Origin of the sequence: Kibdelosporangium phytohabitans, from assembly GCF_001302585.1 — a bacterium.
Classification (GTDB): Bacteria; Actinomycetota; Actinomycetes; order Mycobacteriales; family Pseudonocardiaceae; genus Kibdelosporangium; species Kibdelosporangium phytohabitans.
This window is the reverse complement of record NZ_CP012752.1, coordinates 8667938-8680293: the sequence shown is the minus strand read 5'-3', so window position 1 is coordinate 8680293 and position 12356 is coordinate 8667938. Positions and strand designations below refer to the sequence as shown.

General features: G+C 68.1%; 12 protein-coding genes. 4 read left to right on the top strand and 8 right to left on the bottom strand.

Going from position 1 to position 12356, the window contains the following annotated elements; all coding sequences use genetic code 11:
- Positions 1-51: 51 nt before the first annotated feature.
- The 4 genes from AOZ06_RS53200 to AOZ06_RS38970 are packed head-to-tail and all read right to left on the bottom strand — an operon-like array spanning position 52 to position 6124.
- Positions 52-1962 carry a DUF8189 domain-containing protein gene (locus tag AOZ06_RS53200; RefSeq protein WP_083472834.1) on the bottom strand — a complete coding sequence of 637 codons (1911 nt, stop codon included), beginning with the start codon at positions 1960-1962 and terminating at the stop codon, positions 52-54.
- Between the two features lie 14 nt (positions 1963-1976).
- Positions 1977-3614, bottom strand: coding sequence for a PLL family lectin (locus AOZ06_RS38980; RefSeq protein WP_054293958.1), 1638 nt, complete (start codon positions 3612-3614; stop codon positions 1977-1979).
- A 23-nt stretch (positions 3615-3637) separates the two neighbouring features.
- The gene (locus AOZ06_RS38975; protein ID WP_218921853.1) at positions 3638-5143 is read right to left on the bottom strand and encodes a PLL family lectin; all 1506 of its coding nucleotides are present in this window, start codon (positions 5141-5143) and stop codon (positions 3638-3640) included.
- 9 nt (positions 5144-5152) lie between these two features.
- Entirely contained in the window at positions 5153-6124 is a 972-nt protein-coding gene (locus AOZ06_RS38970) for an alpha/beta hydrolase (RefSeq protein WP_179950770.1), read from the bottom strand.
- 242 nt (positions 6125-6366) lie between these two features.
- Between AOZ06_RS38970 and AOZ06_RS38965 the strand changes: the two genes are divergently transcribed.
- The 3 genes from AOZ06_RS38965 to AOZ06_RS38955 all read left to right on the top strand — a co-directional run bounded on the left by AOZ06_RS38965 (position 6367) and on the right by AOZ06_RS38955 (position 8919).
- A complete protein-coding gene (locus AOZ06_RS38965) occupies positions 6367-7077 on the top strand; it encodes a GNAT family N-acetyltransferase (RefSeq protein ID WP_054293957.1) in 711 nt (236 codons plus the stop codon).
- Between the two features lie 250 nt (positions 7078-7327).
- Positions 7328-7777 (top strand): DUF6294 family protein, encoded by a 450-nt coding sequence (locus AOZ06_RS38960; protein ID WP_054293956.1) that lies wholly within the window; start codon positions 7328-7330, stop codon positions 7775-7777.
- 893 nt (positions 7778-8670) lie between these two features.
- On the top strand, positions 8671-8919 hold the full coding sequence (locus AOZ06_RS38955; RefSeq protein WP_054293955.1) for a hypothetical protein: 249 nt from the start codon (positions 8671-8673) through the stop codon (positions 8917-8919).
- 98 nt (positions 8920-9017) lie between these two features.
- On the opposite strand, the gene AOZ06_RS59255 is transcribed toward AOZ06_RS38955, so the two are convergent.
- Positions 9018-10115: a RusA family crossover junction endodeoxyribonuclease gene (locus AOZ06_RS59255; protein WP_218921852.1), complete on the bottom strand. Its 1098-nt coding sequence runs from the start codon at positions 10113-10115 to the stop codon at positions 9018-9020.
- A gap of 201 nt (positions 10116-10316) precedes the next feature.
- Between AOZ06_RS59255 and AOZ06_RS38945 the strand changes: the two genes are divergently transcribed.
- Complete coding sequence (locus AOZ06_RS38945; RefSeq protein ID WP_157233490.1) at positions 10317-10757, top strand: hypothetical protein; 441 nt, start codon at positions 10317-10319, stop codon at positions 10755-10757.
- Positions 10758-10760: 3 nt separating this feature from the next.
- Here the strand turns inward: AOZ06_RS38945 and AOZ06_RS38940 are convergent, their stop codons facing one another.
- Genes AOZ06_RS38940 through AOZ06_RS55015 form a run of 3 tightly spaced genes read right to left on the bottom strand, consistent with a single transcriptional unit; the run spans position 10761 to position 12330 of the window.
- Positions 10761-10964 (bottom strand): hypothetical protein, encoded by a 204-nt coding sequence (locus tag AOZ06_RS38940; RefSeq protein WP_054293952.1) that lies wholly within the window; start codon positions 10962-10964, stop codon positions 10761-10763.
- 36 nt (positions 10965-11000) lie between these two features.
- Positions 11001-12083, bottom strand: a complete 1083-nt coding sequence (locus AOZ06_RS38935) for an RICIN domain-containing protein (RefSeq protein WP_054293951.1) — start codon at positions 12081-12083, stop codon at positions 11001-11003.
- Positions 12084-12132: 49 nt separating this feature from the next.
- Positions 12133-12330 carry a hypothetical protein gene (locus AOZ06_RS55015; protein ID WP_083472213.1) on the bottom strand — a complete coding sequence of 66 codons (198 nt, stop codon included), beginning with the start codon at positions 12328-12330 and terminating at the stop codon, positions 12133-12135.
- Between the last annotated feature and the right edge of the window lie 26 nt (positions 12331-12356).

Sequence of the window (12356 nt, the reverse complement as noted above, 5' to 3'; positions counted from 1 at the left end):
TCCACCACAGGGATGCTGATCCCCGTGGATTATGCCGGACGGCCCTCGGCGTCATCCCACTGTCGGACCGCCGATCGGCGCCCACTGCGACCAGCCGCCACTCGGTGTGAGCTGGTAGCGGCCGGCCAGTGAACCGCCTGGTTTGCCTGCCACGATGTCCATCCGGCCGTCGGCGTTCACACCGAACCCGGTCGCGGACGCCCCCGCACCGAAGTTCTCCCACGCGGACCAGCCGGACCCGTTCTCCCACCGGTGTTCGAAAGTGGTGCCGTTGGCGGCGAACACCTCCATCCTGCCGTCGGCATTGCGTCCGATGTGGACATCAGCACCCGGCGGGCCGCCGAAGCCCGTCCACTCCGGCCACGTGCCGGACGGCCCGTCCTGCGCCCGTCTCCACGTGCCCGTCGAACCACTGGCGACCAGTTCCAGCGCACCGTCAGGTCGCCGGTTGAGCGCGACGTCCGTGACACCGGGAACCGTGCCGAACGCCCGGAACGCGGCCCATCCGCCGCTGGGCACGTCCTGCCTGCGCCGATGCGCGGTTCCGTCGGCCGCGGCGGCGATCACTTCCAACCGGCCGCTCGCGTCCCGCCCGGCGGCGATCACCGAGTCGGCTGGCCCGTCGAAGGGTTCCCACCCGGCCCAGTCGCCGCCTGGCGTGGTCTGCCACCGGTGGAAGACGCCCACCGGCCCGCTGGCGAACACCTCCAGCCGTCCGTCGGCGTTCTGCGCGACAGTCAGGTCGTGTGCGGCGGTGCCGAAGTTCGCCCAGCCCTGCCACACGTTCGGCGAGGACTGGACTCTGCGATCCACCCGGCCCTCGCCGGACGCGAACAACTCCAGCCGCCCATCGCTGTTGCGTGCGGCGGACAGAACCGCTGATCCGGGCCCGCCCAACGGGTACCAGTCCGACCACGGCCCGCTGCGCGTCGTCTGGTACCGCCCCCACACCTGGTCCCGGCCACCGGCGAACGCCTCCTGCCGACCGTCCGAACCGGACACGATGACCACTCGGCCGCTCGGGTCCGAACTCGCCTCCACCGCGTACTGCTGGCTGCCGTTGCCGAAGTCGAGCGCGGCGAGCCACACCCCGCGCTGGCCCCAGCCCGAGTGGCTGACCCACCACCGGCCACCGGTGTGGACCACCTCGGCGGCGTGGCTGAACACGTGCCCGGCGAGCTGGCCGGTGGAGAACCGGAACGGGTCCGTGCTGCGGAACACGTCCGTGCCCACGTATCCGCCGCGCGGGCCGATGAACAGGTGCCACGCGCCGTTGGTGTACACCACGAACGGCGATTCGGTGTTGCCTGCGCCGAATCCGGAAGTCGGGTCGGTGAACGCGATCGACCGGTCACTCCAGTGCACCAGGTCGGTGCTGGTGCGGTACGCCACCACGTGGTTGCCGCCGTTCGGGTTGCTGGTCGCGGTGTAGTACATGACCCACTGGTCGCCGACACGCACCACGTACGGATCACGCGCGACGGCCCCGTCACGGAACAGCGGCCCGCTGGGGAGCCGGGTCCACGTGTACAGATCCGTGGACGTGGCCAGGTTGATCGCGTTCTTGGACGGGTCCGCGCCGCCGCCCGCGTAGAACATGTAGTACGTGGACCCGTCGCGGATCACGTGCGGTGCCCACAGGTAGGTCTCGCCGTAGGCGGGGGAGACCGTCAGCGCGGGCGGGCGTTTCGTCCACGGTCCGTTCAGGCTTGGTGCTGTGGCGTGCGCGAAGGAATCCTCGTCCTCGGGGTCCGCTGGTTCGGCATGGGTGATGCCGAACAGGTGCCAGGTGCCCTGCGCGTCCTGCACGAACGTGTGGTCGTTGATGTACCACGGTTTTGCCTCGCCCACGCTCGGGTCGTAGATGTGGACGAACGGCGTGGCGCCGACCTGGCCGGACGCGGCGGCGTAACTCGGGTCGGCCACGGCACACAGCGCCACCGCCACCAGGGCGACTGTCATGAATCGACGCATGGCTAGCGCACCCCCGGTCCGGAGCCGTTCAGCCACGCCCACTCCGACCAGGTGGAGAACCCGGTCTGCCACTTGTGGTGGACGCCTGTGCTGTTGGTGCCGAAGACTTCGATGCGCCCGTCGGCGTTGTTGCTCGCGCCGATCTCCGAACCGCCGGTGCCGAACGTCTCCCACGCCGAGTACGGCGCGTTCGGCCGCGTCTGCCAGGTGTGGCTCGCGGTTGTCTCGTTGATGGCGAACACCTCCACCCGGCCGTCGACCGACCGGGACGTGACCAGTTCGGCGTTGGTGATCCCGTCCGTGCCTTCCCAGCCGGACCACGCGGTCGGGCTGGTCTGCCACTTGTGGAACACCCCGCTGGAACTCGACGCGAACACTTCCAGCCGACCGTCCTGGTTGTGGCTGACGGCCACGTCGTGCCCGCCGCCGCCGAAGTTCTCCCACGCCGACCAGCCGCCGTTCACCCCGGTCTGCCACAGGTGCCCGAACGTCGTGTCCGACAAAGCGAACACCTCCAACCGGCCGTCGGGCGCGTTCTCCATGGCGAGCCGGGAGTTGGGCGGCCCGCCGAACGTTCCCTCCCAGTTGCCCCAGCCGCCGCTTTGCGCGGTCTGCCAGCGGTGGAACACGCCAGTGCTGTTGGACGCCATCACTTCGATGCGTCCATCGGCGTTGGTGCCCGCCGCGACCCGGTATCCGCCGCCGCCGAAGTTCTCCCAGCCGGACCAGGTGCCGCTTGGCGCCGTCTGCCACATGTGGTCGAAAGTGCTGTCCGACAACGCGAACAGCTCCAGCCTGCCATCGGCGTTCGACGCAACGGCAAGTTGCGCGTTGCGTGGGCCGCCTTCGTTGCGCCAGCCTGACCAGTCGCCGTTCACCGCGAGCTGCCACGAGTGGTAGACACCGTCCGCACCAGCGACGAACGTCTCCAACCGGCCGTCCGCGGACCTGCCGGACACCACGCGACCAGAGGCGTAGGGATGCTTAAGGGCACTACCCGCACCGGACCACAGGGCGTTGGCGATGACCACGGCGTCGTTCGCTTCTATGGCGTACAGGCCACGCAGGTCTTCCCGCGGTTGCTCGACGCGCCAGCAGACTTCACCGATCGGCATGTCGTTCCAGGCAGGAGCGTTCCGTTCCATGGTGTTGAGGAACCAGTCGACCGCGCGGGCCGGGTTGACGCACCCCTGCGAGTCCGAGGGACACCAGAGCGACTTGCGCATCTGGAACAGGCCGAGCGAGTCGTGGTCGACTGCCTCGTCGTAGTTGTTCAGGCTGCTTTCGACGATGGCGGCCGCGATCAGGATCGCCGCCGCCTTCTGGTTGTAACCCCCTGCCCGCACCTGCTGCACGATCGCCCGCGCGCACGACACCCGGTAGGCGTCCATGTGCCCGGCCAGCTTGTTGCGCAGCTGCGGGTTCAACTGGTCGGCCATGGTGCGGTCGGTGCCTGACGGCCCGTTGGGGTCGCACGGCGCGACCCGGATCGCCAGCCGCTGCGCGGAACCGGCGATCCTCGGGTCGTGCGGTGGGGTGGTGGACGGTGGCTGCTCGGCCGTCGCGACACCACTCGTCGCCGCCCACATCCCGGCGGCGACGAGCACGGTGACCACGCGGCGCGACAAATGTCTTGTCATTGCGTCACTTTCCTGGCGCGAGTTCAGTTGATCGCTGGTCCTGCGGACGTGCCGACCCAGCCCCACTCCGACCAGGTGGAGAACCCGGTCTGCCACCTGTGGAAGACCCCGGCGCCACTCGTGGCGAACACCTCGATCCGGCCGTCGGCGTTGTGGCCCGCGTTGACCTCGGTGCCGCCCGTGCCGAACGTCTCCCAGTCCGAATACGGCGCGTTCGGGTTGGTCTGCCAGACATGGCCCGCGGTGCTGCCGTTGATGGCGAACACCTCCACGCGGCCGTCGACCGAGCGGCCGGAGGTCAGCTCGGAGTTCACCGGTCCGCCGGTACCCGTCCACTCCGACCACGCGGTGGGGCTGGTCTGCCACCTGTGGAACACCCCGTTGGAACCGGACGCGAACACCTCCAGGCGTCCGTCGGTGTTGTGGTTCACGGTGACGTCGTGCCCGCCGCCGCCGAAGTTGTCCCACGCCGACCAGCCGCCGTTGACCGCGGTCTGCCACAGGTGCTGGAACGTGGTGTCCGACAAAGCGAACACCTCCAACCGGCCGTCGGGCGCGTTCGCCATGGCCAGCCGCGAGTTGGCGGGGCCGCCCATGGTGCCTTCCCAGGTGCCCCAGCCGCCGCTCGGCGCGGTCTGCCAGCGGTGGAACACGCCAGTGCTGTTGGACGCCATCACTTCGATCCGGCCGTCGGCGTTGGTGCCTGCCGCGACTCGGTATCCGCCGCCGCCGAAGTTCTCCCAGCCGGACCACCCCGCGCTCGGCGCGGTCTGCCACATGTGGTCGAAAGTGCTGTCGGACAACGCGAACAGCTCCAGCCTGCCGTCCGCGTTCGAGGCCGCGGCGAGCTGCGCGTTACGCGGTCCGCGCATGAATTCCCACGCCGACCAGTCGCCGTTCACCGCGAGCTGCCACGAGTGGTACACGCCGTCGGCACCGGCCGCGAACGTCTCCAACCGGCCGTCCGCGGACCTGCCCGACACCACGCGACCGGACGCGTACGGATGCGGCCGGGTAGTGGTGTCCTCGACAATCTTGTTGTAGCGCAACGCCTTGTAGTCACCGTTGGGGTGACCGTCGAGACTGGCGTTGTTGATGTTCGCCCGCAGGTGCTTCACCGGCGTCGACCCGAAGGAGTAGTAGGAGAACCCGCCCCGGTCGTCCTCCCACTTGTGGAAGAGCAGAACGTGGTCGTAGAACGAGTTGAGGATGTCCCCCGGCCGCAGGTCGGCCCGTGAGATCTCGTGCGAGTAGCCGGGCAGGCCCTGGGTCGACGGGTTGGCGTTGAGATGCCACGCCATCGACACGTATCCCGAACAGTCGCGACGGTAGTTGTAGTCCCCGCCGGGGCCGGGCGAGAACCCGCCCTGGTCGTACGGACCGGGCTGGTTGTCCACCCAGAACTGCGCGCGCCAGATCACCTCGCTGCGGGTGATCGGGCCGCCCCGGTCGGATTCCGCGGCGGCCGGGACGGCGACAGCGGCGAGAAGCAGCACGACCAGCGACAGGAACACTCGGAGAGGCCGCATGAGAAGCCCCTACGCCTTGCGGAGACGGTTGATGATGCCGTCGAGGTCGGCCCGCATCATGTAGTCGCGGACGAAGTGGCCGCCGGGCTCCTCGTGCGCCTCGTGCGGGATGCCTGCCCGGTCCAGCAGTGCGCGGAACTCGCGCTGACCGGCGAGCACCTGGGTCTCGTTGGCCCGGTCGAACCAGTTGACCGGGTCCGGGCTGGTGCCCGCGACCAGGAAGACCCGCTTGTTGCGGTAGCTCTCGACGCGCTGGCACGGGTTGTCGGCCGTGACCCTCGCCTCGTCCCACGGCATGCCGTAGACCATGCCGCCGCCCAGGTCCAGTGCCGCCGAGCTGAGGTTGGCCCAGTGCACGACCATGCCGTCGTCGCGGCGGAGGCTGGCCGGTCCGGAGTGGGCGCTGACCGAGGCGAAGTGCCCCCAGTACTTGGCGGCGTACTTCAACGCGCCGAAACCGCCCATCGAGAACCCGGCCACCGCGCGGCCGTCGTACTCGGCGAACGTGCGGAAGTTCGACTCGATCCACGGCAGCAGTTGGCCGATGTGGAAGTTCTCCCAGTTGCGCGGGCCGACGTTGGTCGTGACCGGGTTGGAGTACCAGCCCGCGTGCCCGCCGTCGGGCATCACGACGATGATCGGCTTGCCCGCGGTCCAGTCCCGGATGCCCAGCCGGTCGAACGTGATGAAGTCCTGGTCGGTCCCGCCGCCGTGGAAGAGGTAGAGCACGGGGTACGTGCGCCCGCTGCTGTGGTAGTCGTCGGGCAGCAGGACGTTGACAGCGGGCTGCCAGCCGATCTCGGCCGTGGCGAACCGGTAGTACCACATCCGGGGGTCGCTCTCGTTGCGGTCGACGACCGTCAGCCCGTTGCCGATCGCGTGGGCGGTGCCTGCCGTGGCCACACCCCCGAGGGCCATCGCCGCGCCGATGCCCCCGGCTGCCTTCAGCATGCTCCTGCGGCTGTGGCGGTGCTCGTTCACATTTTCCTCCCTGATGGTTACCGCACGTGACTGCGATGGTGCGGTAACGGTCCGTGACGAGGCAAGGACACGAGACCGGACATAAATGGCCGGTCACCGACTTGTGCAGGTCCTGACGTGCTTGCCGGGGCGAATGTCCGTTGTGCTCGGCTGGTGCCGTGCGGGTCACCGGCAACGGCCGACGTTTCACGGGGTGGGAACGGCGGCCCCGGCGTGAACACCCGCCGTACAGTCGTTCTGCCATGACTGAACACCTGTCACCACTCGACAATCCGGTGTGGACGTCGCTGAACGGACCACACGCCCACCTCGCCGAGAAGCACGGGCGAGCGCTGCGCTACCCCGTCGACGTGGCTCCGTTCCTCGCGGTTCCCGACCGGCTCGACGAAGCCGTGTGGCGCGATGCCGCCGAACTCGCCGGGGCGGGCGAGGAGCTGACGCTGACCGGCCCGCACACCCTGCCCCCGGACAGCTGGCAGGTCGCGGACGTGATCCCCGGGGTGCAACTCGTCGACGACGGCATCGACGCCCGGCCCGACCGCGAGGCAGTGCGGCTGGGGCGGGCGGACGTGCCGGAGATGATCGACCTGGTCCGGCGCACCCGGCCGGGACCGTTCCTGCCGAGGACGATCGAACTGGGCACCTATCTGGGGATCCGCCGCGACGGGAAGCTCGTGGCGATGGCAGGCGAGCGGCTGCGGCCACCGGGCTGGACCGAGATCAGCGCGGTGTGCACCGACCCCGCGTTCCGCGGTAACGGCCTGGCGACGCGGCTCGTGCTCGCCGTGGCCGCGGGCATCGCCGACCGCGGCGAGATCCCGTTCCTGCACACCGGCGCCGCCAACACCGGGGCGATCCGGCTGTACGAGTCACTGGGGTTCCGGCTGCGTCATCGCCCGGACTTCGTGGTGGCCCGTGTTCCGTCGGCCGCCGAGCAGCGTCGGGTCGGCTGACACGTCGCGGTGCCGATGCCCGAAAGGGCCGGCGTGCGCGTCGCCGGCGCGGGCCGGATCCACAGTCACCGTCTGGTCGTCCCGGTTCGTTCGTGAACACAGCCGGCCGGGTGGTTCGGGCAGCGTTGCGTTCCCCCTGAGTCACACCTTGGCGATCTTGGCCGTGGCCGCCGCGGCGTTAGCTTGGGTAGCCGGTCCTTTCGCGACGGATGCCCGACCGGCATCGATCGGACGACTCTCGGAGAAGAACATGACGTTCAAAGCACGCTGGATGTCGATTGTCGTGGCGATGCTCGCTCTCGCGTTGGGGAGCATCTTCGCCACACCGGCATCGGCGCAGACGCAGACGTCCGCCGCCGCGCAGGCGCTCTGCAACGGATACGAGTACTGCTGGTTCACCTGGGGGCCCATCAGAGCTGGGGACTGCACGATGGAGGAGGCGAAATGGACCCTCTACCGCGACGGCCGTGCGTACTTTGAGGCGCGGATCATCAGCAGCGACAGCAATGACGCGTGGCTGATGTGGCCGGAGGCGCTGGACACCTCGGGCATCGTGCTGGGCGCGATCCACCACGGCGGTGACCCCAAGTTCGTCCGGGGCACCGTCAAGAACGAATGGCGCTGGTGGTTCGACAGCGGTTCGTTCGACGCCCGGTTCTTCGACCGCGTCGACAGCATGCGGCTCAAGAGCCACTGCTAGCCGACTATTTCCACATCGGATGACCGCCGCCCACGACCAGTTCGTGGGCGGCGCCGTGGTGTGCGGGCGTGACTCGTTTGGCGGAAAGCCGGAGCGAAGTCCGCGCGGCAGCTCACCGTGCCACATTCGACGCTGGTCGTGCGGTGTGCGGCGAAACCCATATTTTGACGGGATGCGCGTGTTGCTTCCTGTCGCAGGGCAGATGTGGCCGAGCACCGGGGAACGCGCTCTGATGTCATGGCCGGGGTTCCGGCAGGTCCCGTGTGGACTGTTTCTGTCCAGGCGTTTCCTGTGAGTCGGGCTTTGGAAGTCCGACAGGGGAGGTTGCGTGCGACAGTCCTGTGTCGACTGTGAGACGCGCTGTATAGCCGTTCGTGCATGGGATTCCGGCACTGACCGCTCGTCGCAATCCCACGGTCGGACTCTGCGGTCACGTAACGCCAACAGCCGTCCCTCGGACAGCCCTGTCGCGACTCGTGAGCGGCTACCTCGTGTGTCGAGCAGGAGTCCCATCGGGTGAATGACAGCCACGACAGAGTGAGCACTGTGAAGAAATACAAGGACCGAAACTACTTGATGCAATTGCATTGTCCTTCCGGAAATTGCGTCACGATTCGGTCAGGGCGTTGGTCAACTGCCGTTCGGCGCGACTGAGTGCCCACTTGGCGCTGTCGACAGGTTTTCCGGATTCCCTTCGACAAGATGGAAAGCAGGGGAGGGCGCAAAGGTCTCCCTGTCGTACACAAAAGCGGCCCCCTGCGTCCATTGGCCGGAACAGGGAGCCGCCGCTGTGTCGCGTGTCCAACCACCACAAGAGATCAGAAAGCGACCACCAGTCAATGCTACGTCGTTCGAAGCGATCGACTCCATACCAGGGCGCGTCACTCAAACCGGTGACACCTGCGAACCTGGTGCACCACGGGCGGCAAAGCCGCCGCACCACATGGCTGTGCCTGGCCGAACGCGTCCTTGGCGGCTGGCCGACGACACTGCGGGCCGCGCTGCTGCTGCTTGTCGTGTTAGTCGGCGTCGGAACTGTGCTCCTGGCAGTCGTCGGAGTGCCGGGCACCGCCTGCGCGACAGGCTTGGGACTCTTGCTGCAGGCAGCCCTGCGCCGGACCGCTCGACCACAAGTCGCGTAACCACAGGGGAGGAGTGCCGCCAAGCAAATAGGCACTCCTCCCCGCATCACCGCGCACACGGGTGCACCGCACCAAAGGCGTTCGTTGGACAGTGAATGTCACGAACGCTCGTCCAGCGCTTGCACCGTCACGGTGTAGCTAGTCAGGTGGTTGACGGCTTCATGATACGAGATCTGCTTGATCTGGCAGTCGTTGCGATAAAGCCACACCGTGGCGGAGGTTCCCAGGTGACCGAGTGTGCCCCGGACCGCTTTGTCCTCGAGGACATCACCTACGCCACCAAGGTAGTTTGTCGCGTCTGACGTTCTCGTGCCCGGTGCGGGTCGTACGACCAGATCGAGTCCGACGCGCCCGGCCGTGATCGGCGTGAACCCTTGCTCGTCCACGGCCGCACGTGCGGCCTCCAGCAGGCGCTGCACCCTGGCGGCGTGCGGATGGCCTGGAGCCAGCAACGACTGCGCCTCACTCTTGGCAGGTGGAAGTCCCAGTACCCTGAATGAGATTCGTCGCCCGCGTGTGTGGTTGCCGGGGCGTTCGCCTTTGCAGTACGCGATGATCGCGTTGTCGATGATCTTGGTGCAACTGGTTCGCCACCCGACACCGGTCACGTACCGTTCGGGGTTCGTCCGGCGTGCGATGTCCACGAAATGGTCGTACAGCCGCTGGAACGCGTGGCCCTGACGAACCTGCCACGCGGGATCCCGCACGCGGAAGAACCGGCCCGTCCACGCGCGGTCCATCGGCGGAACAAGATCAGGCAGGAGGTGGTGGAGGGTTTTGGTGCCCGCGACGATCTTCGCCTGGTTGTCGGTGACCTGCAAGGTTTCCACTACCTGCCAGATCCTGCTCGCCATGTCCGCGGGCAGCGCCACGTCGTCGATCCGGTGTGGCTCCAGGGCGGCGATTGCCGGCGTGGCCGCGTGCAACCCGGCGGCGAAGTCCCGCATCGGCGCCAGCCTGGACCTGCGCTTGCCAAGGCCCCAGGACAACAGTGTCTCGCGCAGCGCGGACGTGAACTGTGGATTCGCGATCGCGTCACGGACGCAATCCGCCGAGCGCCGCAGTTCCAGCGTGACGCCATGGGTCGCCCGCTGCGCGAGAGCCAGGTTCGGATCCCGGTCAAAACTGTCGACATAGCTGTCGAACTCCTCCACGAGGAGATCGACTCTGTTCTCGACGTCCACATCTCGCGTCATGCCGATCGTCTCCTGTCCGGGAATCCGTTCCCGGATCCATCGCAGTCGACGCGGCAAGTGTTGCGCGGCTGTGTCGCGGCGGACTGCCGCACACCGATGAGCAACGCCTTCCACCCAAGACGGGCGTCTGTAGCAACAGCCGTGTACGGGACAACCGCGTCTGGGGACCGGTCCCCACCGCCGGACCGCACACTCAGGTCCATGACTGAGCCGTTGCAGCGCCCGAATCGCCCTCCTGTGCTGGTCGGGGCGTTGGTCGTGTTGCCGGTGGCGGCTTTCCTGTTCGGCATGACCGCCACGAACCTCGGTGGCCCGGGTGATTCGCAGACTGCGCTTCCCTCGCTGGCCGTGATCATGACGCTGCTGGCGATCCGGTTCAACTGGGCCCGCGTCACGTCGACGGTCCTGCTGGTGTTCCTGACCATCGTGTGGCTGCCCGGCGCCATCGAGCACCTGGGCGACGCCCGGACGGGACAGGTCGCGGTCTACGTCGTGGTCGGCACTGTCCTTTTCGTGGCAGGTGCAGTGCTGGTCTATCTGCCCGCGTCGAACGACTACTACCACCGTGCCGCTCGCTGGCGGCGCAGCCGCAAGCAGCCTGGCCCGCAGCAGCAGGACTTCCACGGGCCAGGCTCGGATTGACGGTTACGGCAGCGGAACGCCGGGAACGTTCTGGTCACGCGGCACGACGCCGTCCACCAGGTAGGCGTTGACGATCTTGAGGACGGCGGCGTTGCCGTTCGAGCAGATGCCGTGGTCGCCTTCGCTGGCGCATTCCAGCTCCTCGCTGCCGACCGGCCGCGGTGCATGGGGAACGCTGATTCGCCACGTCGTCGGCGAGAACCACATCCGTGCTCCGGCTGCGTCATCCTCAAGGGGGAACGGTCAGCGTGCCGACCAGCGTTGCGCTCCGGTGCTGTTGCACTGGTACAGCTGGACGAGGGTGCCGTTCGCGGTGCCACTCGACGTCACGTCCACGCATTTGCCTGACCCGGCGCCGACGAGGGAACCGTTGGCGGCGAAGGTGAAACGCTGCGCCAGTGAGCCGTTGCACGTCCAGATCTGGATCTTCGTCCCGTCCGCCGACCCGTTGCCGTTGACGTCGAGACATCGGTCGCCGTAGACGCGCAGTTCGTCGGCCGCGGTACGGACCCATCGCTGGTTCGTGCCGCCGTGGCAGTCCCAGATGAGCACCTGGCTGCCGGGTTCCGTGCCGGCGCCGGCCACGTCCATGCACCGCGTGGACTGCGGGTTCGACAGCACGGTCGCAGCGCCGACCGGCGGGGCGAGCACCGAACTGAGGCTTCCGGGAACGGATTCGAGCGCGGCGAGCCAGCGGGCCGCCATCTTGTCGTAGCCCGCCGCGTTGGGGTGCACGCCGTCCGCGAGGTCGGCCGTGGTGAACCCGGTGTGCATGTCCACCAGGTGGGTATGGGGTCCTTTCTGTGCCACGACACCGGGAATCGCCGCGTTGTAGGCGCGTACGCGTTCCTCCCGCACCGTGTTGCTCTCCGGCGTGATCTGGGCGACGAACACCTCGGCCAGCGGTGCGTGTGCGCGGATCTTGTCGATCAGCCCGCTCAGCCGGGCGGGCGCGTTGGCCAGGTCGTGGTTCTGGTTCACGTCGTTCGTGCCGATGTGCAGCAGGACCGTCCTGGGGTTCGCGGACCGGATCCACGGCACGATGCTGGCGTCGAGCTGGTCGATCCGCCAGCCCGAGTGGCCTTCGTGGTCGTGGTCGCCGAGCTCGGCCGGGCCGTTCACGCCAGAACCGACGAAGTCCACGGTGTAGCGGCCGGCCGACCGCTGCCACAGGCCGATCCGGTAGCCGCCGGGCACGTTGAACCCGTCGGTGATCGAGTCGCCGAGCGGCATCACGCGCACGCCACCGTCGGATTCCGCCTGTGCGGGGCCGGTCAGCGCCGTCAGGCCGAGTGCCGCGAGTGCCGCAGCCAAAGCGAGTCTCACCGTCGTGACCTCCGGTTGCAGGGAATCACCTTCGGTCCTTGATACGCGGTCAGCCCGATCCGGCGAAAGTCCTGGCCGGGCGGCTCCGGCTGACGACGTGCGCGCCTGCCGAGGTGATCAGGCGGACCTGGAGCGAACCGCACGCGCACCGCGTCCGCACCGTCTGCCCTTCGGGGGTGACGTGCCGGGACAGGACGGAGCACGGTTCGCTGTCGGGCCAGCCGCAATGCGGGCATCGGGTGTTCACGGGGCCAGGATGCGCGCTTCGGGCGT

What these genes read in the sequence shown, in the direction of transcription:
- AOZ06_RS53200 (WP_083472834.1), bottom strand. Translation starts at nt 1,962, where the DNA reads ATGACAGTCGCCCTGGTGGCGGTGGCGCTGTGTGCCGTGGCCGACCCG.
- AOZ06_RS38980 (WP_054293958.1), bottom strand. Translation starts at nt 3,614, where the DNA reads ATGACAAGACATTTGTCGCGCCGCGTGGTCACCGTGCTCGTCGCCGCC.
- AOZ06_RS38975 (WP_218921853.1), bottom strand. Translation starts at nt 5,143, where the DNA reads ATGCGGCCTCTCCGAGTGTTCCTGTCGCTGGTCGTGCTGCTTCTCGCC.
- AOZ06_RS38965 (WP_054293957.1), top strand. Translation starts at nt 6,367, where the DNA reads ATGACTGAACACCTGTCACCACTCGACAATCCGGTGTGGACGTCGCTG.
- AOZ06_RS38960 (WP_054293956.1), top strand. Translation starts at nt 7,328, where the DNA reads ATGACGTTCAAAGCACGCTGGATGTCGATTGTCGTGGCGATGCTCGCT.
- AOZ06_RS59255 (WP_218921852.1), bottom strand. Translation starts at nt 10,115, where the DNA reads ATGACGCGAGATGTGGACGTCGAGAACAGAGTCGATCTCCTCGTGGAG.
- AOZ06_RS38945 (WP_157233490.1), top strand. Translation starts at nt 10,317, where the DNA reads ATGACTGAGCCGTTGCAGCGCCCGAATCGCCCTCCTGTGCTGGTCGGG.
- AOZ06_RS38940 (WP_054293952.1), bottom strand. Translation starts at nt 10,964, where the DNA reads ATGTGGTTCTCGCCGACGACGTGGCGAATCAGCGTTCCCCATGCACCG.